Annotated in this window: 11 protein-coding genes; 10 read left to right on the top strand and 1 reads right to left on the bottom strand. The window is 45.6% G+C overall.

The window, feature by feature from the left end:
* Positions 1 to 8 precede the first annotated feature (8 nt).
* Positions 9 to 3,203 carry a SusC/RagA family TonB-linked outer membrane protein gene (locus tag ACYPZI_RS01050; protein WP_459597743.1) on the bottom strand — a complete coding sequence of 1,065 codons (3,195 nt, stop codon included), beginning with the start codon at positions 3,201 to 3,203 and terminating at the stop codon, positions 9 to 11.
* A gap of 656 nt (positions 3,204 to 3,859) precedes the next feature.
* Between ACYPZI_RS01050 and ACYPZI_RS01045 the strand changes: the two genes are divergently transcribed.
* The 10 genes from ACYPZI_RS01045 to ACYPZI_RS01000 all read left to right on the top strand — a co-directional run bounded on the left by ACYPZI_RS01045 (position 3,860) and on the right by ACYPZI_RS01000 (position 25,600).
* On the top strand, positions 3,860 to 6,652 hold the full coding sequence (locus tag ACYPZI_RS01045; RefSeq protein ID WP_459597741.1) for a glycosyl hydrolase family 28-related protein: 2,793 nt from the start codon (positions 3,860 to 3,862) through the stop codon (positions 6,650 to 6,652).
* Positions 6,653 to 6,715: 63 nt separating this feature from the next.
* Complete coding sequence (locus tag ACYPZI_RS01040; RefSeq protein ID WP_459597739.1) at positions 6,716 to 8,458, top strand: pectate lyase; 1,743 nt, start codon at positions 6,716 to 6,718, stop codon at positions 8,456 to 8,458.
* Positions 8,459 to 8,583: 125 nt separating this feature from the next.
* The gene (locus tag ACYPZI_RS01035) at positions 8,584 to 10,005 is read left to right on the top strand and encodes an alpha-L-fucosidase (RefSeq protein WP_459597737.1); all 1,422 of its coding nucleotides are present in this window, start codon (positions 8,584 to 8,586) and stop codon (positions 10,003 to 10,005) included.
* Positions 10,006 to 10,007: 2 nt separating this feature from the next.
* Entirely contained in the window at positions 10,008 to 11,126 is a 1,119-nt protein-coding gene (locus ACYPZI_RS01030; RefSeq protein ID WP_459597736.1) for a glycoside hydrolase family 88/105 protein, read from the top strand.
* A gap of 18 nt (positions 11,127 to 11,144) precedes the next feature.
* Positions 11,145 to 13,280: a glycoside hydrolase family 31 protein gene (locus ACYPZI_RS01025; RefSeq protein ID WP_459597734.1), complete on the top strand. Its 2,136-nt coding sequence runs from the start codon at positions 11,145 to 11,147 to the stop codon at positions 13,278 to 13,280.
* A 9-nt stretch (positions 13,281 to 13,289) separates the two neighbouring features.
* On the top strand, positions 13,290 to 15,236 hold the full coding sequence (locus ACYPZI_RS01020) for a glycoside hydrolase family 97 protein (protein ID WP_459597732.1): 1,947 nt from the start codon (positions 13,290 to 13,292) through the stop codon (positions 15,234 to 15,236).
* A gap of 42 nt (positions 15,237 to 15,278) precedes the next feature.
* Positions 15,279 to 18,446, top strand: coding sequence for a SusC/RagA family TonB-linked outer membrane protein (locus ACYPZI_RS01015; protein WP_459597730.1), 3,168 nt, complete (start codon positions 15,279 to 15,281; stop codon positions 18,444 to 18,446).
* A gap of 12 nt (positions 18,447 to 18,458) precedes the next feature.
* On the top strand, positions 18,459 to 19,937 hold the full coding sequence (locus ACYPZI_RS01010) for a RagB/SusD family nutrient uptake outer membrane protein (protein WP_459597728.1): 1,479 nt from the start codon (positions 18,459 to 18,461) through the stop codon (positions 19,935 to 19,937).
* Positions 19,938 to 20,036: 99 nt separating this feature from the next.
* Positions 20,037 to 22,982, top strand: a complete 2,946-nt coding sequence (locus ACYPZI_RS01005) for a glycoside hydrolase family 88 protein (protein WP_459597726.1) — start codon at positions 20,037 to 20,039, stop codon at positions 22,980 to 22,982.
* Positions 22,979 to 25,600 carry a glycoside hydrolase family 95 protein gene (locus ACYPZI_RS01000; protein ID WP_459597724.1) on the top strand — a complete coding sequence of 874 codons (2,622 nt, stop codon included), beginning with the start codon at positions 22,979 to 22,981 and terminating at the stop codon, positions 25,598 to 25,600. The genes ACYPZI_RS01005 and ACYPZI_RS01000 overlap by 4 nt, the downstream gene beginning before the upstream one ends.
* Positions 25,601 to 25,766 lie beyond the last annotated feature (166 nt).

Below are 25,766 nucleotides of genomic sequence, written 5' to 3'. Positions count from 1 at the left end.
TAAACAGTTTAAAATCCGACATTAATTCCAAATCCAAGTTCTCTGTATCGTGGATAAGCTGAATTATCCCTGCCCGGAGTCAACACACTTCCTCCAATTTCAGGATCATATCCCGAATAGTTAGTCCAAGTCAACAGGTTATTGGCATATACATATACCTGGCAACTGCGAAGCGGAGTCTTTTTCACATATTTACTGTTCAAATTGTAAGTTAATTTTACATTTTTTAAGCGAAGGAATGAAGCGTCTTCAAGGTACATACTGTTCAATTCTCCGGTATTAGCATTATTTGTTGCCCGTTGTCTCGTATTTAATGCATACCAAGGTGTATCCTGTCCCTGATATTTCCATCCTGTCCTGATGTAATCGGGGTGTTGCATATGTGTATTACCTCCCCATGTTGTATAGTACCGTTTCAATCCATTATAAACCAAACCACCCCAACTCAGGTAGAAATTGAAAGAAAACGTAAAGTTTTTATAGGTAAAGTCATTATTCCACGAAGCATGCCAGTCAGGATTGGCATTTCCAAGTATGTACTTATCCCCTTCATTAATATAACCATCGTAATTGCCATCGGTATCCGGCCTGTTTTCCCAAATAACATCTCCACCTTTTGCAATATTTTCTCCGGATACTCTCATTTGTTTGACACTACCCGCATACGCTGTGCCATCGGGTAGCGTATAACCTAACAGGGTGGGTTGTCCATTCAAACCGATAATAACATTGTTGTTGTCATCTCTCTTTAATACAGGATTCAAACGTGTTTTGAAGTCTTCTGTATATGCATTACTCACATCATATTGATATACGCCCAGATTTTTGTACCCATACCATTGGCCCGCGGGTTTTCCTTTTGCAACCATCCAGAGATTGCTTTGGACATAATCATCTTTAGCCAAATCTGTTATCGTATTTCTATTTTTCCACCAGTTGATTGTAGTGCCCCATATAAAATCTTTAGTTCTCACAGGATATCCGTTCAAAGATATTTCCAGGCCTTTATTTTCAATGCTGGCCAAATTGACACGCATATCATCATATCCGGTTGTATAAGGCAAGTTCATAGATGAAAGCAAATCTTTTGTATTTTTGATGTAATAGTCGACAATAACACCGGCGCGTCCGTTCAAGAAAGTCAGGTCCAAACCAAAGTTAGTTTGCTTAGTCTCTTCCCAATGTAGATTCGGATTACCAAAAGTAGAAACAGGTACAACTCCACCAATACCATTATAACTATATTTACCGGCTGTAAACATGGTCTGGTATTCATAATATCCGACGCGGTCGTTACCTGTAATCCCCCAGCTACCACGCAATTTCCCATCAGTAAGTATGTTAGTCGCCCAAGACATAAACGGTTCGTCAGAGAAACGCCATCCTAATGAAGCAGAAGGGAATGTCCCCCATCGTTTGTTTGGTCCGAAGCGAGAAGAGCCATCCCTGCGCACTGTGGAATTAAATAGATATCTACCTTTGTAACTATAAGACAAGCGCCCGAAAAAACTGGCAATGGCATATTCTTCCCCGGATGTATAAGTGTTAGCCAAATCCCAGGCCGTTACCATATTCATGGTCTGGATAGCCTCCGTAACGAGATAACTTCCGGCAAAATTTAAATATTCGCTTTTCCCCATCTCAACACTCGTTCCGATCATAGCAGAAAGATTGTGGTCGGAATTAAAGGTTTTACTATAAGCAAGAAACATATCTCCTGCATATTTCTGATTGAATGTTGTTTTATCAGATGATGAGTTTTTACGCAAATCTTCATTTGCGTTAGAATCCAGTTCTTTAGATGTGAACTGGGTATATCTGGTTAAGCCAAGATCGGCTTGCGCGCTAGCCGATAGTATAAGATTTTTCGTTAAATTCCATTCCATTCCTTGGTAAATAGTTCCTTGGAATCTTTCTCTTTTATTTTCACGCCCATAGAGTTCCTGCACGGGGTTTCGGTTTCCTCCCATATCGTAATACGGGGCAAATGACCCGTCAGGATAATATATTATCATATTGGTAGGACGCCTCATCGATGTTTGTAAAACGTTACCCTCGCTAATACTGTTTGTTTTCATGTTACTGAAACTAACTCTCGTTGTAAATTTTACAGTAGGCCATGCTTGGAAATCCATATTATAGCGTCCGGTAATACGGTCATTATAGCTGGTTTTGATAATACCTTCATCATTGACCAAACCAAACGACGCCAAATATTTTATCCTGTCTTGCCCTCCGCTAATACTAATTTTGTAATCATTCCTGATGGCTGTTTGAGTCAAAAGATCCTGATAAAAGTTGTTTTCACTATTTGTCATCCCGACAGAATCGGTTACTACTCCAAATTTTTCCAGAGTTTTAGATGGATCGTCAAAATTAGTAGCTTGTAAATTGAGTACACGCTCAAAATTATTTACTTGTGGCACTTTTCTTGCCATAGAACGATAGCTTCTTAAATAACTCAAATCTACTTTGGGTTTTCCGGCTTCTCCGGCTTTCGTCGTAATAATTATAACACCATTTGCCGAACGTGCTCCATATATGGATGCAGATGCCGCGTCTTTAAGCACTTCTATCGACTTGACGTCGGAGGGGTTTATATTGTCAATGCTGCTTGTTATTACATTATCCACAATATACAAAGGCGCAACTCCACCATCAGAGAATGTAGATGCTCCACGGAGTATTACCATGTTCTCTGCTCCCGGCGCCCCTGATGCCGAAGTAATTTGAAGACCCGGCGCGGCGCCTTGAAGAGCTTGAAAAATATTAACCGGAGATTTTTCCTCTATCGATTTAGAATCGACAGAAGCAATAGCTCCTGTTATGTCGCGCTTTTTCTGTACCCCATATCCGACAACAATAACCTCGTCAAGATCAAGTGAGTTCTCGATCATTATAACTTCCAGCTTTTTTTCAGATTCGATTTTCACTTCTTGAGCGATATGGCCCGTATATGTGAATCTCAAGACGTTGCCTTTACTACATGTTATCTTAAAGTTACCATCCACATCTGTTATAACGCCTTTGTTTGATCCCTTTAAGGTAACCGTAACGCCTATCAAAGGTTCTCCCGATGCATCCTTGACTTCTCCCGTAATATTAAATGTCTGGGCAAAAGTATTTTGACTCAGACATAAGACAAATAATAGTAGGATGAGCCATCTGCTCCGCAATTTGGATATTGTTTCCTTTTTTTTCATTTAGTTAAGATTTTTAGTTATAAATTGTTTTTTAGTGTTTGCGAACACATACTTGCATGAATAGATTTTATCAACGAATAATTCTGATTTCATTAATGGGGTAATTGCAACACATGTCACAATAAAACATGGTTTCTTTCATGGTAATCTTTATAAAGGGTACGAGAAATAAGGTTTATATATTTGCTTTTATATATTTGCTTTATATTACTATTTCAAAAGTAGAGTCGAAAACAGATTTTCATTTGTAATATTTGATCATTTTTTTATAAATTTAGGTCAAATTGATAAACTAAATCAATACATAAATGGGTACATGGCAAGGTAGAGATGTAAAGTTGCATATAACTATTAATACCAATCAGTAGTTAAAGGAGTCAAAGTAGTTATCAGTTGCTTAGCAACTTAGGCGTTATATAGAAGAGCTTATATTTCGTTTTAATTCATTGATTATAAATCAATTAAATGAGCAACAACTTCTCTGACTATTGATTCGCGTTATTAATGATTTATTACTTCTGTAAATAGTAAATAGAAAGCGTGCAGAACAAACAAAAAGAATGTTTTGATCGATTTCTTCAACCTTTTGAACAGTTCTTACAAATAAAAATATTTTTCCTGATATAGTTTTACACCGTAAATCTAAACCGGAGAATATGAAAAAATATCTTCTCGTCGCTTTTCTTCTATACTTATTATCGGTATATACGGTAAAGGCAGCTGTTTCACCCTTCAATATTTCCCATTCGCCTAATATAGTACGGATAACACAAGACACCCTTTATCTGGTTACCGGTACAACCTATCGCTTCACAGTAGATACACCCGAAGACAAAGGCCTTCTTTCTACGGGATTGACAGCGAATCAACTCGGTGAACAGTTACATCTGACAGGCTATACTATTTATGACCGGAATGGAAAAATCAAATCCGGAGATACGCTGCTGGAAACAGGTGATAGACTGAAAACAGCCAAGAAAGGATATACTATCGCTCTGGAAGAAAAAGCCCTGTCACCTATCCTCACCGTTCACCGGAAAGAAGTAACAGCCGGTGTAGAATCCGATATTATTCTCGACTTTGTAGCCGGACAGCGCACACCGGCAGCCACTATCAACATTTATATTCCAAAAGGGATAAACGTGACGCCGGGCAATACCACGGTAAACGTTATCGGCAGAGGTGAAGTCGGCCTGCGCGATCTGCCCAAACAATCGATAGGTCGCGCAGGCACAAATTATCCATACCGGCAAGTAGGACAAGTGAATATCTCCGGTCTTTCCGACGGCGGACAAGTCGTCACATTCACCGACATCGACCTGCGTCCATTAAACGGTATCGACCTGCAAATCAGAATAAAAGATATAAAGCTAAATAAAACAGGAGATTACGTATTCCGTTCGGAATATATCACTTCGCAGCCAAAAGTTTATAAAAGCGCCGGTACTCCGATGAGTATAGCAACCGTCAGAGCAGTGAATACGATTACCGACCTGCGGCGTGATCTACCGAATATGGTCACATACAAAGAAGATCCGGCTCTATTTAATGAAGTAAAACTAAATTGGACAGCCCCTTCGGGTAAGATCGCCCTACTACAATCCACCGACAAAGGCAAAAGCTGGTCGAAGGTAAAAAATGCAGTGATGAACGTCAATTCCGCGAAAATATCAGGACTTCAACCCGATAAACTCTATACATTTAAAATAATAGTAACCGGAGGTATAAACAACGGTGAATCCAATCTCATACACTTCAATACAGGCAAATTCGACATAAAATCATTTGGTGTAAAAGGTAATGGCATCGTCGACGATACCGACTCCATCAATGCAGCAATCAAGCACGTTCATTCGCTGGGTGGAGGCATCCTGTATTTTACGGCAGGAACATACAATATCCGCACGGCGCACCTCAGAAGCAATGTGTGGCTGCACATCGGCAAGAATGCCACATTGAAAGCCCTCAGGGGCAGCGATGCGCCCGAAGTCACATGGTTCAGCGACAAGGCCTACCGTTCGGGGTTATCACCAACAGACAAGCGCCCTTATTCTGATCCGGAGAACTACCTCACCAAACAGGATGTAGGTCATACTTTCTTCCGAAATACGATGTTCTTTGCCGAACGGCAGGAGAATATAAAGATATTCGGAAACGGGCGTATCACGGGTGATGGTAACTTGGTAACCTCCGACCGGGTGATGGACAATGAGCCGGACAAAAGAGCCGACAAGATGTTCACATTCAAGTTGTGTAAGAATATCGAAATAGGCGGCTATGACAATGGCAAAGACCTATGGTACGATCCTGCCACGGACGAACCGTATTACATTGGGGAGGCATCGATAGACAATATGCTGCATATCGATCAGGGCGGACACTTTGTACTGCTGGCTACAGGTTCCGACAGCATCAACGTACACGATAGTTATTTTGCCAAAGAAGCATCGGGTAATGCCCGCGACATTTACGACTTTATGAGTTGCAGCCACGTTATCGCACGGAATATATACTCGAAGGTCAGCTCCGACGATATTGTCAAGCTGGGCGCCGACTGCTCTCTGGGCTTTACCCGTCCTGCGAAGGATTACATTGTGCGAAACATCATAGGCGATACCAACTGCAACCTGTTTCAGATAGGCTCAGAAACGGCTGACGACATTCAGGATATTTACGTCGACAACATCTACGTATTGGGATCCAACAAGGCAGGCTTCTCCATCTCTACCAATGACGGAGGCCACATAAAAAACGTCTTCCTCAATACAGGACATACGGGCCCGTTGCACCATACTTCGAAAATGTTTCGCACGCGTGCACCTTTTTTCATTTCCATTTCCAACAGGGCAAGAGTAATAGGCGCCGATGTAGAAATGTTCTCATTCAATGAAAACGGCAAAACAAGGAACGAACTGCTATGCACCAATGTAAATATAGGGCAGGTGGAAAACATCGTACTGAACAATGTGGAAATAGCCGAAGCATATGCCGGAAGCTCGTTCCGCGGAGAACGATGGACTCCTTACGATGGCAAACAAAACAAAGCCACCCCGATTATCGCAGGGTACAAGCTGCCCGACAATGATAAGGTGGAAGGCGGGCTTAACTTCAGGCTCCCGAACGGTGAGCATACGGGCTATATCAAAAATATAAAACTCAATAATATCCATCTGACTGTCAAAGGAGGCCACCCGGCAGAAGACCGGAACGCCTCGCCTCCTGAGATCGGAGTGGGTAAGTACAACGTTGGCGATCTAAATATACAGCCTGCATTCGGCTTTTGGTTCCGCCATGTGAAAGACGCATCACTGAAAAATTGCACGATCAAAGTAGAACAACCCGATGAACGCTATGCCATAGTGATGGATGATGTGATCGATCCCACGGTAGAAAACATCAGTGTTCCGGATAATACAGTACAGCCCATTATTAAAAAAATTAATAAATAGAGCTTTTAGCAATATAATGCGGGCTAACAGCTATTAGCTAACAGCCGATAACTATACTAAAATATGAAAAGAAACATTTTAAAAACTGCAATCCTGTTCTCGGTGCTGACCTGCCTCTCTTACGGGAAGACATATGCCCAGACACAGAGCAAGCTCGTTCAGATGAAGAACGGCAAACTGGAGTACACTCCTTATACCGACAAAGGGGATATCATCCCTGATTTTTCGGGTTGTGGATACATGGGTGGGGGCGTGCCCATTCCCGATGTTCCCGTCGCAGCCATTATACAGAGGCCATCCGGAGGAGACGACCACCCGCGCATACAGGCCGTGATCGATTCCGTTTCGCGTCTGCAAATGAAAAAGGATGGGTTCAGAGGCGCAATACTCATCAAGAAAGGAATATACCGCATATCCGAACCGCTGAAAATAACCACTGGCGGTATTGTCCTCCGTGGTGAAGGGGACAGTAAAACAAACGGTACAATACTATTGGCTACCTCTCCAAAACGGTACAATGTGATCGAGATCGGTTTAAACAAAGACCTTACCCCTATCGTGGCATCCGAGCAGGCCATTACTGACGATTACGTACCTTCGGGCAGCAAAGTTATACACGTTGAAAACGCTGGCAAAGTATTCAAGGCTGGTGATAATATCGTCGTTCACCGTCCCAGTACCGCTGCATGGATACACGTCATCGGTATGGACTCCATCGCCCCACGCCCTCTCAAAGGGGAAACAACCTACGACTCGTTCCTCCGCTATCGCACATACGGAAATAAAACCGAACTGAACGGAACAAAACAGTGGCAACCGGGCAGCAAGGACTTGTTGTTCGAGCGCAGGATCGTATCTGTAGAAGGAGATAAGGTTACATTGGATATACCGGTTGTCAACGCCCTGCAAAAAGAATTCGGCGGAGCACGGGTTTATAAATATTCCTTTCCCGAACGTATTTCCAACTGCGGAGTGGAAAATATGTACGGTGTGTCGCTGTTCGACGAAAGCGTGAAACAGGTCTACAAAAACATCGGTGAATATTTCTGTGATGAGAATCATGCGAATAATTTCGCTTTCTGTTATGCCGTGGAAAACGCATGGGTACGCAATGTCAGTGTAGAGCATTTCGATTGCTGCGTATGGACGTCACGTACATCCAAATTTATCACCGGACAAAGCCTTTCGGCTATCAATCCGATATCCATTATCACCGGAGGGCGCCGCTACGCCTATTCGGTATGGGGGCAGATGTGCTTGTTTGAGCATTGCTATTCGAGCCACCACCGTCACGAATTTGTACTTGGGGCCAGTGTGGCGGGGCCCAATGCCTTTGTCGAAGGTCACGGCGATATGACCTTTGCTTCCAGCGAACCACATCAGCGATGGGCGGCAGGCTGTCTTTACGATAACATTACCATCAAGGGGCCTGACGGTTCTTTGCTAGCCGTAAACCGCGGATGGTACGGTTCAGGCCACGGATGGTCAGGAGCTCAGATCGTTTTCTGGAATTGCAGCGCACCCGTTATTATGGCCATGCAACCACCCACAGCACAAAACTTTGCCATCGGGAGCAACGGTCTTATAAAAGATCAGTGGGCCGAAAGTGGCCGCGAATCCACTATCAGGGCCATTAATGGAGTCTCACGCAGTAACTTCAGATACGAAGGTTTTCAGTCGGTAGGAGACGGATGGATCGAGCATGCAGATAAGGCCGTTACACCTGGTAGCCTGTACTATCAACAGTTGAAAGACAGGTTGGGCGAAAAAGCAGTAAAGATGGTTAGAAAGAAAAAGAAGTTTTAAATAAAAACAGCTGACAATCAGCAATGAGAAATCACTTTGAATAGTTTTTACAAATAATTGAACAATTATTACAAACGATATTTACAATAGGCTTTTACTTTTGTGACATATCATAACTAACGACCATGAAAAAATTAACCTTATCGATCCTACTATGCCTCATCTTATCCAATATCAATATCGAGGCACAAACCAAAGCAGATAAAATGGACTGGTGGCGCGAAGCCCGGTTCGGCATGTTTATCCACTGGGGGCCCTATTCTATACTCGGAGGCATGTACAAAGGCCATCAGCAACGCCGTGGCGGAGCCGAATGGATCATGAACCGCTGTAAAATTCCCGTTGCCGAATATCAGCAATATGCAAGCACATTCAATCCGGTGAAGTACGACCCCGAATCGTGGGTACTGCTGGCCAGGGAAGCCGGAATGAAATATATAGTTATCACCGCCAAGCATCACGACGGATTTGCCATGTTTAAAAGCAACGCCAGCAAATTCAATATCGTAGACTTTACCCCTTACAAGAAAGATGTACTGGATGCCCTCGCTAAGGCTTGTCGCAAGCATAAAATGAAGCTGGGTTTCTATTATTCACAGGCGCAGGACTGGAACAATCCGGGCGGGTCGGCTGCACGCAAGGTGATGAACGAAGGATGGCTTAATCCCGATTCGGCACGTATCGATGCCTATACCCTCGCGCATAAAGGCCATTGGGATCCTGCACAAGAAACAAAGTCTATGGAGCAATACATCAACGAAGTTTCTGTCCCACAGGTAAAGGAACTACTGGCTAACTATGGTGATGTAGCTGTTATCTGGTGGGATACTCCTACTCAGATGACCGATGAGTTTGCCGCAAAGCTCAACAATGTATTGAAAAACTATCCGAACGTAATAACCAACGACAGGCTAAAACGCCCTAACTTCCCAGGGGACTACAAAACACCTGAACAAAAGATACCCGATCCGGGCGAACTCGATGGGCGCGACTGGGAAACCTGCATGACCATGAACAGTTCGTGGGGCTACAAGAGTTACGACCAAAACTGGAAGACACCCGAAACACTTATCCGCAACCTGATCAATATCGCATCCAAAGGAGGTAACTACCTGTTGAACGTAGGCCCGACTCCTGAAGGTGAAATTCCTCATCAAAGCATAGACGGGCTGCGTATGATGGGGAAATGGATGAAAATGAATGGTGAAGCCATTTACGGTACACTCAGAAGCCCGGTCGAAAAACCGGAATGGGGTTACTGCACACGTAAAGACAATAAAAACAGTACGATTTTATATTTATCAGTAACAGAATGGCCTGCAAACGGTAAGCTGTTGTTAAAGACTAATTATAAAGGTAAACAGGCCAGACTGTTGCAAAACGGTTCTACATTGAAAGTGGAAAATACTGCCGGCGGTATTCTTATACACCTTCCGGCAAACGCTCCAGATAAAATAGCCTCAGTGATTAAACTCGAATTAACTGAAAAACTTCCTGCTTATAAATACCAGTCTGATTCTACAAAAATATTTGAAATAGTCGACTAACCATGAAAAAACCATTCCTATTTCTATTGCTTATTGTTTTCAGTCTTATCACACACGGTCAGGATCTGAAATCGTGGCCGGAAGGCAAAGACCCGAAAACCATAGGTTTATTGGTTGCAAACCGCTTTGTGGCCAGTCCGCACAACAGTTTCAGACCGCCGGCGCCACCCAATTCAATTACCTATCCGGAAACTTGTGCATGGTATGGCGCTTTGAAATTCGGGGAAGTAACCCAAAATAAAACCCTGCTCGTCCAACTCGAACAACGTTTTCAGCCGTTCTTCAGTGAGGAAAAGCATCTTGTACCTAAGCCTGTCCACGTGGATGCAACAGTCTTTGGTTCTATTCCTTTCGAGTTATATATGCTGACCAAAAATAAGAAGTATCTCGATCTCGGCCTGTACTTTGCCGACGGACAATGGACCATGCCCGAAAATGCAGCAGCCGATAAGAAGCAAATCTATAAGGAACTACTAGATAAAAACCTCACATGGCACACCCGTTACTGGATAGACGATATGTACATGATCACCATGGTGCAGTCGCAGGCATACCGTGCCACAAAAGATCGCAAATATATTGACCGTGCCGCCCATGAAATGGTAGTTTACCTCGATACCATACAAAAGCCGAACGGCTTGTTCTACCACTCACCCGACGCCCCTTTCTTCTGGGGAAGAGGCAACGGCTGGATGGCCGCCGGAATGAGCGAGTTGCTATCCTCGGTACCGAAAGACAATAAAGACCGCCCGGCTATCATGGCTTCGTACCTGAAAATGATGAAAAGCCTGAAAGAATACCAGCGTGCCGATGGCCTGTGGGGCCAATTGATAGACAAACCCGAATCGTGGGTAGAAACATCCGGTTCGGCTATGTTTACTTATGCTATGATTGTAGGCGTGAAAAACGGCTGGCTCGACAAGAAAGAATACACTCCGGTAGCACGCAAAGCATGGATCGCACTGATAGACTACATAAACGAAGACGGCGACATTTCCAACGTATGCGAGGGTACAAACCGGAAGAACGATTACCAGTACTATCTCGACCGTAAACGAAAAACAGGCGATATGCACGGGCAGGCACCTATCATGTGGTGCGCAGCAGCGCTTTTACAGTGAACAGTAATCAAGAATAAAATGAAAAATATCCTTGTAATAATCCTTTTCCTTATCCCGTTCGCCCTGTCTGCACAACAGATACAATGGACGGAAGAATATCCCGGAGTATGGAAGGGCGTATTCGGCAAACCGGATTCGTACACACTGCTGAGCGCTTCCGGCAGTAAACCGGCCGCCAATGCCCTGAAAAGCCAGTCTCCGCAGAATTTCCCGTTCGACAAGGCAGATATTCACGCCGAGTTGATTGACGGAAAAACCTATATGCGTTTCCCTTTGGAAAAAGGCGAGCAGATATTCGGGCTGGGACTTAATTTCCAGACCGTACACCAGAGAGGCAAGATCCTCAACCTGCATGTAGACCACTACGGCGGCAAAGACAACGGCCGTACCCATGCTCCCGTCCCTTTCTACGTATCGTCGCAGGGATATGGTATCTTTATCAACTCCGCCCAATACCTTACATTCTACGTGGGAACAAGCGTGAGAAAAGATGCAAAAAATCCGCCTGTGGCCAAAGACCGCAATATAGATAAGACATGGAGTTCGCGCCCTTATTCCGATGCCGTGGAAGTCTTTATTCCGGCAGGAGGAATCGAGTTTTATATATTTTCGGGAAAAGATGCGCTGGACGCTGTGAAGAAATACAACCTTTATTGCGGCGGCGGAACCCTGCCTCCACGCTGGGGACTCGGATTCACGCAACGCGTACGGACACTATACACGGCCGACGATGTAATGAAAGAAGTGGATGACTTCGAAAAGCACGGCTTTCCGCTCGATTTCGTCGGGCTAGAACCCGGATGGCAGACCAAAGCCTATCCGTGCACCTTCGAATGGGATAAGACCCGCTTCCCCGATCCTGCCGGATTTACGCAAAAGCTGCTGGAAAAAGGAGTCCGCCTCAATCTGTGGACAAACCCGTACGTATCGCCGGATGCATCCATCAGCAAGGCCATCGATCCGTACACAGGCTCGCATACCGTATGGTGCGGAACCGTGCCCGACCTGAATCACCCCCAAGGAAGACGCATTCTCGCCAACCAGCTTGATAAAGATCAGGTGAAAATTGGCATCAGCGGATACAAGATAGACGAAGTGGATGGCTACGACTTTTACCTGTGGCCCGATATGGCTACTTTTCCGTCAGGCATCAGCGGCATACAGATGCGTCAGACTTACGGTGTACTGGCTCAGAAACTGACCGACGAACTGTACAGAAAGGAAAATACGCGGACTTTCGGTTTGGTCAGGGCTTCCAATGCAGGGGCCAACAACCTGCCTTATGTCATCTACAACGATTATTACAGTCATCAGGATTTTATCACCGCCCTTGTCAACAGCGGCTTCTGCGGAGTATTGTGGACACCTGAGGTCAGAAATTCAAAGACAGGTGAGGAATGGCTGCGCCGTTTCCAGTCGGTGGTGTTTTCACCGATGGCAATGATCAATGCATGGTCGAGCGGTACCAAACCATGGTCTTTCCCCGAAGTATCCGATCAGGTGAAGTACTATGCCGAACTCCGCATGCAACTTATGCCATACTTCTATTCAGAATTTGCGAAATATCACTTCGAAGGAACTCCCCCCTTCAGGGCGATGGCTCTCGAACCCGGTTTCAGGCTCGAAAGCAAAACAGTTACCGGAAGCCGGAACTTGGAGGATAACCCTTATCTGGAGGCCGTGAACAAAGAAGTGAAAGACCAATATATGGCCGGCGAATATATTCTTGTTGCGCCGATGTTTACCGGACAAACATCACGCACGGTATTGCTGCCGCAAGGCAACTGGTACGATTTCTATACCGGAGAATTTGCAGGTAACGGTAAGGAAATCACTGTAACACCCGGACTGGACCGGATTCCCGTCTATGTGAAAGACGGCGGAATCATCCCTATGATGAAAACACAGCTACACGCTCCCACTCCCGGCGAAAAGACAGACATCGAAGTACGGCTCTATGGTACGAAGGAAGGTGTTTACAATCTGTACGACGACGATGGCGTCAGTTTCGACTATGAAAAAGGAATTTACTCGTGGAGAAAGATCGAAATTAAAAAAGACAAAAAGAACCGGCTGGCAGGAAGCGTATCCCCGGCTGAAAAAGGAAAGCCCAACAATATTGGAACAATGACTTTCCGATTTATGACTAAATAACCGAACATTATGAAAAACTTAATATCAGGGATGATTTTTATCATCCTCTTCCCTTTCACATGCTTTGCCCAGACAGGCAAATGGGTTTTGACATCGCCCGACAGGCAGGTTTCCATCTCTGTTTTTTCCAAGAAAACAGCAGGTAGCAACGACATGAAACTGTCTTATACCGTAGACTTTAAAGGGCAAACGGTCATAAAAGATTCACCTCTCGGTATCGACAGGCAGGATCAGCAGTTTTCGTCGAACCTGCAATTCGCATCGAAAAGCCCGCAGAAAACAATCGACGAAAAATATACCCTGAAAGCAGGTAAAAGACTCAACGTACACAACCATGCCCATGAACAGACGCTGACATTCCACAACAGCAACGGCAAAAAGGTTGAGCTTATATTGAGGGCCTGCGACGACGGTGTGGCCTTCCGCTACCGCTTCCCCGACAAGAGTAACAGAACATATAAGGTTACAGGCGAAGAAACAGGGTTTACCGTACCACTCGACGGCAAGGCATGGCTCTTTCCTTACGATATGAACAGCCGTAAGAAACCGAGTTACGAGCAATACAGCAGCAACGATATAGCCATTGGTTCCGACTCGCCTAACGAAGCCGGATGGGCTTATCCGATGCTGTTCAATACGGCCGGAAAATGGATTATGATCACCGAGGCCACCATGGATGGGACTTATTGCGGAACACATGTCAGAAGCAACAAGGACGGGCTCTATAAAGTCCATTTTGCAGAAAAAGAAGAAGTGATTCTTCCCGACGATCCCGAACCGGTATCTACCCTGCCTTGGGCAACACCGTGGAGAGTGATTATTGTAAGTGACAAGCTTGCAGGGATAGTGGAAACAAATCTCGTGCAGAACCTCAATCCGGCATGTGCACTGACCGACATATCGTGGATCAGGCCGGGACGTTCCAGCTGGAGTTGGTGGTCTAACGGACAATCGGCTTCCGACTACAAAGCACAGATAGAATACGTGGACTTCACAGCAGAAATGGGCTGGGAGTATATGCTTATCGATGCGGGATGGTATAATATGAAAGACGGTGATGTAGAAAATATCGTAAAATATGCGAAGAAAAAGAATGTTGATGTTTGGTTATGGTACCACTCGGGAGCAGGCCGGACTACAGACACGGTGAATGTGATGAACCTCATGTCTGTTCCTGATGTACGCAGGCAGGAAATGCAGAAACTGCAATCGCTGGGTGTCAAAGGCATCAAGGTAGACTTCTTCGACAGCGACAAACAGGGCATAGTGAAACTTTTCAAAGACATACTCGCCGATGCGGCCGCACACCATATCCTCGTCAACTTCCACGGAGCAAGCCTTCCACGCGGGCTGGAACGCACCTATCCCAACCTGATGACCACCGAGGCCGTAAGAGGAGCCGAATCCTTCGGCCGACAGCCTGCCTGCGACGCAGCCCCGCTACACAACACAATATTGCCATTTACACGCAATGTGGTAGGCTCTATGGATTATACTCCGGTTACTTTTTCAAATAAGATACGTCAGGGCGTAGAAGCATTCAATGTCACGACCTACGGGCATCAGCTGGCTTTGTCGGTAATCTTCGAGTCGGGTGTACAAAACTTTGCCGACAACGAAAAATCGTACCGCTCGCTACCCGATGCGCCGAAGAACTTCCTGAAGAAAGTACCCGTAACATGGGATGAAACACGCCTCGTAGCCGGATATCCGGGCGACTACGTAGTGATGGCCCGGCGCAAAGGCGACACCTGGTATCTGGGAGGTATCAGCGGCAAGAGCGAAAGCAGACAGATAGAGTTCGACCTGCCATTCATTCCGGCAGGAAAAAATATAGACCTCATTACAGATGGAAAAGACAGAACCACTTTTGACGAAAAACACACGAAAACCGGAAGCCGCATTGTTATAGACCTCCTTCCCTACGGCGGCTTTGCTGGTACTATTAAACTCTAAATCAAATAATATGGTATTAATTAACATCCAACACAAGTTACTATGGAAAAACAAAATTTAGCATGGTTTATCAAAAGATGTGTCTTCCTTCTGGCATGTCTTTTAGGGCCGGTATATTTAATGGCACAGTCCGTCAAAGTAAGCGGAACAATCGTTGACGAAAAATCAGAACCTATCATCGGCGTCAGCGTTGTTGTAAAAGGAACAATCAATGGAACAGTGAGCGATGAAAACGGTAATTTTACCCTGAATGTCCCTGATGAAAACACCTTATTGTCTGTTACCTATGTAGGTTACATCAGTCAGGAAATCAAAGTCGGCGCCAAACGCCGTTTCGACATTGTTCTGAAAGAAAACCAGCAGTTGCTGGATGAAGTCGTAATAGTAGGTTATGGCACCCAGAAAAAAGTTAATCTCACCGGAGCTGTGGGAACAATAAGTTCAGAAGAGCTTATAACCCGCGCTGCCCCTAATACAGCATCGTTGCTACAAGGTCGTGTGCCGGGACTTCAGGTAGTACAAAATTCGGGACAGCCCGGATCGGAAGGCAACAATCTACAGATACGCGGTATGGGTACTTTTTCGTCAGCAGGCAACAACCCTTTGATCCTGATCGACGGTGTGGCTGGTGATATGACAAAAGTAAATCCGAATACCATCGAAAGCGTATCGGTACTGAAAGATGCCGCTTCTGCCGCTATCTACGGATCGCGTGCAGCTAACGGGGTAATACTCATCACAACGAAAAACGGTTCGGAAGGACGCCTGAATATCGACTTCGGATATACTTTCGCATTGCAGACTCCTACCGAAAAGCAAAAGCGTATAACCAATTCGGTGGAATATATGGAACTGATGAACAAAGCCGTTAATCACACCGGATTGCAACCGACATGGAAATACACGGATGAAGAAATAGAATCATACCGTCAGGGATACCTCACCAATCCGGCTCAGTATCCAAATACCGACTGGGTAGACGATGTGACCCGCAATGCCCCTATGAACCAATATTACCTGAGCGTAAACGGCGGCAAAGGCGGAACGACATATAATTTCGGAGCCGGCATACTCGACCAGAAAGGGGTTATGATAGAAACGGGGTATAAGAAATACGATGTCCAATTCAACTTCAAGACCAACCTAGGCGGACGTGTTACTTTCGGTACTAATATGAACTTCTCTACAGGTGACAGATATGAACCGGCAGTAACAAGCGGAAGCACTCCCGAAGCTATTCTGGACTTCAATGCTACAGAAGACCAGATGCTGTGCGCATATGCTATGTCGCCACTGATAGCCCCTTACCTGCCTGACGGCAGCGGACGCTTCTCCACATCCCTACAAGGTAAGGGAGGAAACAAAAATCCGGTGGCCATAGCCAAAGGAGGAAACAAGAAAAAATACAAAGACTATTATGCCCTGCTAAGTGCATACGTCAATGTAAAAATAATCGAAGGACTGAATGCCGAAGTCAAAGGAAGCATACGCCATCTCAACAGAACGGATAAAGCGCTGACCGAACCTACTTACGGTTACTACTTCTTCCCCGACAACAAGGGTGAATACCTTCTTCAATCAACATGGAACAGCACTGAGCGCCAACTTACTGTGCGAGACATCAAAGAAACGCAATACACCCTCTTCGGAACATTGACTTATGCCAAATCGTTCAACCAAGAACACAATCTCACTGCCCTTCTTGGGTATAGCCAGGAAAATCTGCGTAACGAAAAACTGGCAGGTTACCGTATCGGAACGTTGGTAGGTGATATGTGGGAACTCGACACAGCTCCTACTGCCGGTATGAAAAACATCGGAAACGCGTACGAGTGGGGACTTCAATCCATATTCGGTCGTATAAACTACGATTTCAGGGGAAAATACCTGTTGGAAGCCAATTTTCGTAACGATGGTTCTTCCCGCTTCCGCGAAGGTAATCGATGGGGATTTTTCCCTTCGGTATCGGCCGGATGGAGAGCTTCGGAAGAAGAATTCCTGAAAAACGTTTCTTGGTTGAGCAACCTGAAGGTAAGAGGTTCGTGGGGACAACTCGGCAACCAGAATATCGGGAATTATCCTTATCAGGACTTATTGTCAAGCACATATTCCGGCGGTTCTAACCCGATCATCTACAACTTCGGCGGCACCCCTATGCAAGGTATATACAAGCAGGGACTCAATGTTCCCGATATCAAGTGGGAAACAACAACCATCGCCGACGTTGGCCTCGACTTCGGGTTCTTCAACTCCAAACTATACGGTTCGATAGATTGGTACAACAAGACAACGACAGATATTCTGCGAAGCTTGCAGGTTCCTAATTTCATCGGGCTGAGTGCACCGACCGTAAACGACGGTAAAATGCAGAACAAGGGTTGGGAATTCGTGTTGGGTCATCAAAACTCTATCAACGGATTTAAATACAGTATCAATGCAAATCTGGAAACATACAGAAACAAACTGTTGAAGTACGGTGCACGCGAGATCAACAGTGGCAATGGACAGATCAAAGAGGAAGGGCTTCCTTGGAACTCATACTACATGTACATATTCGATGGTATTTACCAGACACAGGCAGAGATAGACGAAGCGAATGCGGGAACAAACACTAATAATCCGAAACCGCTTTCGGGAACAAATCCGAAGCCGGGCGATATGAAATACAAAGACACGACAGGCGACGGTAAAGTTACGACCGACGACAGGATCGTTGTGAAGGGAGCATTCCCCGACTTCAACTATGGATTCAATATCAACATGGAGTATAAAGGATTCGACTTGTCTATGTTCTTCCAGGGAGTACAGGGCGGTAAAGTCTACTTGAAAGAATGGGGTATCGCTCCGTTCCGTCAGGCGGCGGCGCCTGCTGTATTCTGGCGCGGCGCTTGGGATGGCGAAGGTACGTCAAACTCTATACCTCACATCTTCAACGAAAGCTATGCAGCTAACACACAGGTATCTACATGGTGGTTGCAGGATGCTTCTTACCTGCGTCTGAAAAATCTTCAGATAGGATATACGTTGTCTAAGAGCCTGGTATCGAAATTTAATATACAGAACCTGAGAGTTTACTTCTCCGGAGATAATCTGTGGACACACTCGAATATGTTTCAGGGAATCGATCCCGAAAGAACCGCAGCCAATGCTAGAGCTGTCATCTATCCTCAGACTAAAATATATTCATTTGGAGTTAAAATCACACTATAAGAACAAAATATCATGAAAACAAATACAATAAAATTGATGATCCTGAGTCTGATATTCGTCTGTTACTCTTGTAGTGACGTTTTAGACAAAGACCCGTTGGTTGATATCAGCGGCAGTACATTCTGGAAGACTGAAAGCGATGTGCAGGCAGCCCTGACTGCAGCTTATGCGGTAGGCCTGAGATCAGATATATACTCAGCCCGTCAGAGTGTAGCCGGAGTGTATATGGACATAGAATCGCTTTCAGACAATGCATTATGTTCATCGGGCTTCGAAAGTTATGCCACAATACTCAGGGGAGGTATCACGCCATCTACCGGAGGTGCTATTAACGATCTCTGGTCAAATAGCTATAAAGGTATTGCAGCCTGTAACTACTTTCTGGACAATATCAGCAGGGCCGAAAGCTTCCTCCCCGCCGAAACCCTGAACAAGTATAAGGCAGAAGCGCTTTTCCTTCGCTCTTATTATTACAACGAACTAATACAACTATACGGCGCCGTACCGCTAACCTTGAAATCTGAATACGTAGGCAGCGGATACGAAAATACACCGAGAAGTTCGAAAGAAGATGTTGTAAGTCAAATCCTTGCCGATCTGGAAATTGCCATACCTCTCCTGCCGAATACAGCTTATACCAACGGGCATGCTGTCAGAGGCTCTGCCATCATGCTGAAAGTAAGAATACTGATGAACAACCACCGTTACACGGAAGCGGCAGACGCAGCATGGACGGTTATTGGCGACACAGCCAATCCGTTCAGACTGGCGAATGATTACGCAGGAATATTTTTCGGAAAACAAGAAAACAATCCTGAAATTATGTTCTCGGTTATATTCAAGGCTCCGGCCGATTACCACTCGCTCGACCAGATGGTTGGCAGTCGTATGAGTTGCTTCCCTACCAAAGAGCTTCGCAATGCTTACGAACCCGGTGATCCACGTCTGAAAATGACGATTTTCCAAATTGGCGATTCGTGGATAAACAATATATACGGAATATTTCAAGAAGATGGACGTAAATCGGAAAGCGTGATCCCTATCACCAACATGGCTTGGAAAAAATGGATCAACCCGGAAGCATACGTGCCGACAGGAACATATATGAGTGACCAGCATATTGTAAAAATGCGTTATGCCGATCTGCTGCTAATGTACGCCGAAGCCATGTTTGAAAGTGGTAAAGGCACAGATACCCGCGCGCTGAAAGCTCTGAACGATGTACGTGCGCGCAGTGGTGTGGAAATGCCGGCCAAAACAGAACTTACCCGCGAAAACATACGTAACGAGAGACGGATAGAACTGGCTTATGAAGGCTTACGTTATAATGATCTTCTTCGTTGGGATATAGCAAAAAATGTTATTCCTATGATTGCCTATGACAAAGAAGCGACAATGTTCCGTAAATATGATGGCTTATTGTGGCCTATTCCGCAGTCACAAATGGACATCATGTCCGATATATGGGTACAAAATGATGCTTATAAATAATTCCTTATTGATTCATAAATTAAGATTTATCCGGGCAGCGCAAAATCGCTCTGCCCCGGATATTTCGAAAATAAAAAGTATCGGTAAAAAACGTTTGACATGAAATATATTCTGAACGTATTCATACTATTCTGTACAGTCTGCCTGCACACCCATGCGCAAGCGGGTAAAACAATGAATGCCGACGGCAGGACTGATACTTACAAGCTGATAGAATCCTTCGGCTATGGAGTCGAAGTACCCGACTGCGGGCATTCTGTAAAGCACATCACACAAGTATACGACCCTGAACTGCAAAAACAGGTATTCGCCTTCACATTGCATGCCACCCTCGACTACGACCGTTGTGGAGCTTCAGACAGGCAGAGAACCGAAATAAAAACGTTCGGCCCTTCTCCCGAAAGCATGAAAGGCTATCAGGGAAAAACACATCTTTACAAATGGAAATTTAAACTGGACAAGGACTTCCGGCCTTCACCCAATTTCTGCCACATCCATCAGGTAAAAGCCGACGCCGGACCCAATGCCGGAGCGCCTATCATCACCCTGACACCTAAAATTACCGAAAAAGGAAAAGAGGTGCTGCAATATCATGCAGTCACCGCTAAAAATATACCCACCATACTGGCCGAGGCCGATCTGGCCCAGTTTAAAGGCGTATGGGTGGAAGCGACAGAAAAAATACTGCACGACCGTGCCGGAATGGTAGAAATAGAGATCAGAAGGGTATCGGATGGAAAGATATTACTCAAGGCAAAAAGCAAAAACGCCGACCTGTGGCGCGATGGAGCACGGTTCAATCGTCCCAAATACGGTATATACCGCAGCCTCAAAGCGCCGTCTTACCTGCGCGACGAAACCGTTTTGTATGCCGATATAGAATTCACCGAACTGGCCGACAAGCATCAGCGACAGGAAACAGGTTGGGATACGGCTCCCGAACTGGAATCAAAAATAAACACATCATTTCCCGCGCAGACGTTCAACGTGGCCGACTATGGCGCGCTGGGCGACAATCTACACGACAATACCCCGGCATTTTCCCACGCTATCGAGATATGCAATAAATCCGGAGGAGGCACAGTTTATGTCCCCCGTGGTATGTACAAGATGGATACATCTGTCAAGCTGCTTTCCAACGTCAGGCTGCAACTATCCGATGGAGCTATCCTGTCATTCAGTCCGGCAGTCACATACCTCATCCAATGCTACGGGATAGAAAACGTTTCTGTCACAGGCCCCGGAAAAATCAGGGGGAGCGGCAAAGGCGGCATCCTGTTGGCCAACAGCAAAAATATCCTGATTGAAAACTGCGACATAGAGTCGGGCGGGGACAATATATCCCTGCAATCGGGTAATACAAACGAAAATATCATCATAAAAGGCAATTACTTCCGCAAGGCACAAAACAGTGCGATCGCTTTGGGTGACGCAACATCAGGAACGATCCGGAATATTTTTGCCGAAAACAATACCTTCGGAGTGATTCCCGGCCATATTGTACAGATAAAATCCTCTACCGGAAAGATCGAAGACATCCGGATGCGCAACAACTATTCGGAAGGCTATCCCTGCCGGACAGCTTTCCATTTGGAACAGGCAACCGATCAGGTAAAAAAAACTGACAACCCCGTCATTTGGTACGGATATTTCGAGAATTTTTCAAATCTGAATGTAAGCGGGAATGCTATCTACTTCAAATCATTACCAAAAAATACAGAACCCATCGAAAGCATGTGGTTCAACAATATACAGGTAACAGGTACAAAAGATAAAGATATGGTGATAAGAGACCAGACCCGAGATATATACATCACAAACATCGGCCCGAAAGCATCGGAATTGAACGACATCACGGCCAACGCCGTTTCGTGGGCAAAGCTGGATTACATTCCCGGCAAGGCTCCTGTATTCTGGTCGATAGCCGCTGCGCAAAGCACAATAGCCCGCTACCCGGACTTTACGCAGACATACTGGAATGCATGGACTTACGTAAACGGATACATGGCCTGTGTCTTCGAGCGGCTCTACAAAGACACAGGTGATAAGACTTACCTCGAATATATCAAGCGATATATCGATACCTTTATCGACAGTGAAGGCAACCTTGTGCCCGTAGCCAACAACAAAGGAATAGCCCGCGTGCCCAATGTATGTGACAATCTTGACAATATGATGCTGGGCAATACCGTGGTCATGCTGTATGAACATTACAAGGATGAACGCTACCGGAAAGTGGCCGACTACATCCATAGTTGTTTTAAAAACTACCCGCGAAACAACGATGGTGGTTTCTGGCACGGACGTGGTCTGCACGGACAGATGTGGATAGACGGTATTTTTATGGGACAGATGTTCCTCCTACGTTACGGGCGTTCGATAGGTGATGCGGATAACGCCTACGACGAAGCCACCAGGCAGATTGTAGCCTATTCCAAAACAGGAGAGAAAGATAACTCGGGACTCTATGTGCATGGTGTTTATGAACCGGGGCACGGCGACCGCGAATGCAGGTGGGCCACTGCCGAAAATAGACAATCGTCAGACGTATGGGGCGAAGGGCTGGGATGGTACGCACTCGTAATTATTGAAGCTTTAGAAACAATTCCGCCGGCCAATAAGGGCTATAATGATGTAAAAAATATTTATCTTCGTCTGTCTGAAGCCTTAAAGCGTACACAAGATCCGAAAACAGGGGGATGGTTCCAGGTCGTGGACAAGACAGACATGCCCGATAATTGGATAGAAACATCCGGTACGGCCATGTTTACCTATAGCATCGCACAGGGAATAAACCTCGGTTTGCTGGATGAAAAAGAATACGGACAAGTCGTAAAAGACGGCTACAAATCTATTGTAAACCATGCCAAAATCAATGAAAAGGGACTGGTTGACGTATATGAAGCCTGTGATGGTGTCGGCGTGCAAACCGATTATGAAAAATACATTCACTACAAAAGATCGCTCAACGCGAAAGAAGCCTATGTAGGATTTGTATGGGCCACAGAGATAGTAGAGAGGAACGCGATAAAAGTGAAAAAATGAAAACACTTAAATATGAACCGATGAAAACACTTCTAAAATCTATGCTTATCACATGTTTCACCCTGCTTTGGGCGGGAAGTTGCGAAACCCAGAATAAAGGTGGAGGACTCAAACTCTGGTACGACTGCCCTGCCGGCGCATGGGAGGAAGCTCTGCCATTGGGTAACGGACGCATCGGGGCGATGGTATTCGGAAATCCGACAGACGAATTGATACAACTCAACGAAAATACGCTATGGTCGGGCTATCCGCAGGACGGCAACAACCCGAAAGCGCCTTCGGTACTGTCTGCCATCCGCGAAGCTGTCAACAAGGGAGATTATGCAAAAGCAGCGGAATTATGGAAGAAAAACTCGCAGGGGCCATACTCGGCACGCTATCAACCGCTGGCCGACCTCCATCTGGTAATGACCGCGAAAGACTCTACCGGTAACCTATACAGGGACCTGAATATATCCAATGCCGTATCCACAACTACATTCGTACAGAACGGCATAAAATACAAACGTACAGCCTTTATCTCCTACCCCGATCAGGTAATGGTGGTAAGGATAGAGGCAGACAAAAATGGTTCTCTTAATTTTGATGTAGGACTTAACAGTCAATTAAGATACACGACAAAAGCTTACGAAAACAACTATCTGGTACTGAAAGGGAAAGCCCCCAAATTTGTCGCACACAGAAACTATGAACCCGAACAGATCGTTTATGACAACGAAAACGGGGAAGGGACAAACTTTGAAGTACATGTGAAAATCCTCTTGGAAAGCGGTAAATCGATAGGAAAAGACAGTATACTGAGCATCGAAAACGCCAACGCCGTCACCCTGATACTTTCGGCGGCAACAAGCTTCAACGGATTCGACAAGTCGCCGGGACTCGAAGGCAAAGACCCATCGATAAAAGCGATCGCCGATTTGGAAACCGCGGCAAAAAAAACACACGAAGAACTATTGGCTGACCATATCAAAGATTACAAGTCACTTTTCGACAACATGACACTGAGCCTTGGAGAGAAGAATCCTGAAAAGGAAGCTCTTCCGACCAATAAACGTCTGGCTTCGTTTGCTACGGACGATTCCGACAACGGTATGGTAGAACTGTACTACCAGTTTGGAAGATACCTTACCATCGCAGGGTCACGCCCGGGCAGCATTCCTGCAAATCTGCAAGGAATATGGAATCGACATGTGCAACCACCTTGGGCATCGGGCTATACGGTAAACATCAATACCGAAATGAATTATTGGCCCAGCGAGCCGACAGGTTTGCAGGAATGTCACCAACCCTTGCTCGACTTTCTGCCGTCACTTGCCGCCAACGGCAGCAAAACCGCTAAGGTGAACTACGGCATACCAAACGGATGGGTTGCCCATCATAACAGCGACATTTGGGCAATGACTTATCCTTCGGGCGGATATGATTGGGACAAAGCAGACCTGCCACATGTAACCTGCTGGCCGATGGCCGGAGCATGGTTCAGTCAACACCTGTGGGAACATTATGCATTCGGAGGCGACAAGCAATACTTACAGGAAAAAGCTTATCCGCTGATGAAAGGCGCCGCCGAATTTATGTTGGAATGGCTTCAACAGGACAATGAAACCGATTATCTGGTAACAAACCCGTCTACTTCGCCCGAAAATAAATTTAAATATATCGACGCCAAAGGACAACAAAAGGTCGGCGGTATAAGCAAAGCAACTACAATGGATATGGCTATGATATGGGATTTATTTTCCAACTGCATAGAAGCATCCAAAGCGCTGAACACCGACGCCGATTTCCGTAAAACCCTCGAAGATGCCCGCGAAAAACTTTATCCTCCTCATCTGGGTTCGAAAGGCCAGTTGCAGGAATGGTTCAAAGACTTTGAAGAAGTAGAGCCACAACATCGCCACGTGTCGCACCTGTTTGCCCTGCATCCGGGCAAGGAGATACTTCCGCGCATGTCGCCCGGTCTGGCTTCCGCAGCCAAACAAACCCTCGTCCTGAGAGGCGACGGTGGAACAGGCTGGGCTATGGCATGGAAAATCAATTTCTGGGCACGCCTCGAAGACGGAAACCACGCCTACCTGATGCTGAAAAACGGATTGAAACATGTGGATACTTCGTCTAAAACTCCGGTCAGAGGAGGCGGCACTTATTCTAACCTGTTCGATGCGCACCCGCCGTTCCAGATTGACGGCAACTTCGGTGGCACATCGGGCATCACCGAAATGCTGCTGCAAAGCCATGGCGGCGACATATTCCTGCTGCCTGCTCTGCCTGACAACTGGAAAAACGGCTCAGTAAAAGGTCTCCGTGCGCGTGGAGGATTCACCGTGGATATGGAATGGAAAGATGGCAAAGTGACCAAAGCAACCATACATTCCAACTTGGGCGGAAATTGCCGTGTGCGTTGCCACGTACCGTTGCAGGTAAAAGGTGCGGTAGCCAAAGCTGCCGAAGGACAAAACCCGAACGAATTCTACTTTGTGGCTAAAGCTCCTGAACTTATAAAAGGAGATAATGCCGTACAGTTACAGAAATTCGACCTGAAAGAAACCACCTCGATAGATTTCCCTACCGAAAAAGGGAGAACATACGAATTGCAAAATACCGAACTATCAAAATAAAAAAGATATAGATCTGATTTACATAAATTTACAACAATAAAAAGATCCGTTTACAGGACAAGGCAGGGGCTTTGTCCTCGGGTTTCACATCCGGAAAACAAAGGTATTTAAGCATATTAATAGTTCTTTTCATATTGTTTTGTCATCCTGAGTAAAACGAAGGATC

This window comes from Dysgonomonas reticulitermitis (assembly GCF_054601275.1).
The sequence above is the reverse complement of the archived record's forward strand: the minus strand, read 5'-3'. Positions and strand labels throughout refer to the sequence as shown.

Bases quoted from the DNA above. Each gene is read 5' to 3' on its own strand.
- ACYPZI_RS01050 (WP_459597743.1), bottom strand. From the start codon at position 3,203: ATGAAAAAAAAGGAAACAATATCCAAATTGCGGAGCAGATGGCTCATC.
- ACYPZI_RS01045 (WP_459597741.1), top strand. From the start codon at position 3,860: ATGAAAAAATATCTTCTCGTCGCTTTTCTTCTATACTTATTATCGGTA.
- ACYPZI_RS01040 (WP_459597739.1), top strand. From the start codon at position 6,716: ATGAAAAGAAACATTTTAAAAACTGCAATCCTGTTCTCGGTGCTGACC.
- ACYPZI_RS01035 (WP_459597737.1), top strand. From the start codon at position 8,584: ATGAAAAAATTAACCTTATCGATCCTACTATGCCTCATCTTATCCAAT.
- ACYPZI_RS01030 (WP_459597736.1), top strand. From the start codon at position 10,008: ATGAAAAAACCATTCCTATTTCTATTGCTTATTGTTTTCAGTCTTATC.
- ACYPZI_RS01025 (WP_459597734.1), top strand. From the start codon at position 11,145: ATGAAAAATATCCTTGTAATAATCCTTTTCCTTATCCCGTTCGCCCTG.
- ACYPZI_RS01020 (WP_459597732.1), top strand. From the start codon at position 13,290: ATGAAAAACTTAATATCAGGGATGATTTTTATCATCCTCTTCCCTTTC.
- ACYPZI_RS01015 (WP_459597730.1), top strand. From the start codon at position 15,279: ATGGAAAAACAAAATTTAGCATGGTTTATCAAAAGATGTGTCTTCCTT.
- ACYPZI_RS01010 (WP_459597728.1), top strand. From the start codon at position 18,459: ATGAAAACAAATACAATAAAATTGATGATCCTGAGTCTGATATTCGTC.
- ACYPZI_RS01005 (WP_459597726.1), top strand. From the start codon at position 20,037: ATGAAATATATTCTGAACGTATTCATACTATTCTGTACAGTCTGCCTG.
- ACYPZI_RS01000 (WP_459597724.1), top strand. From the start codon at position 22,979: ATGAAAACACTTAAATATGAACCGATGAAAACACTTCTAAAATCTATG.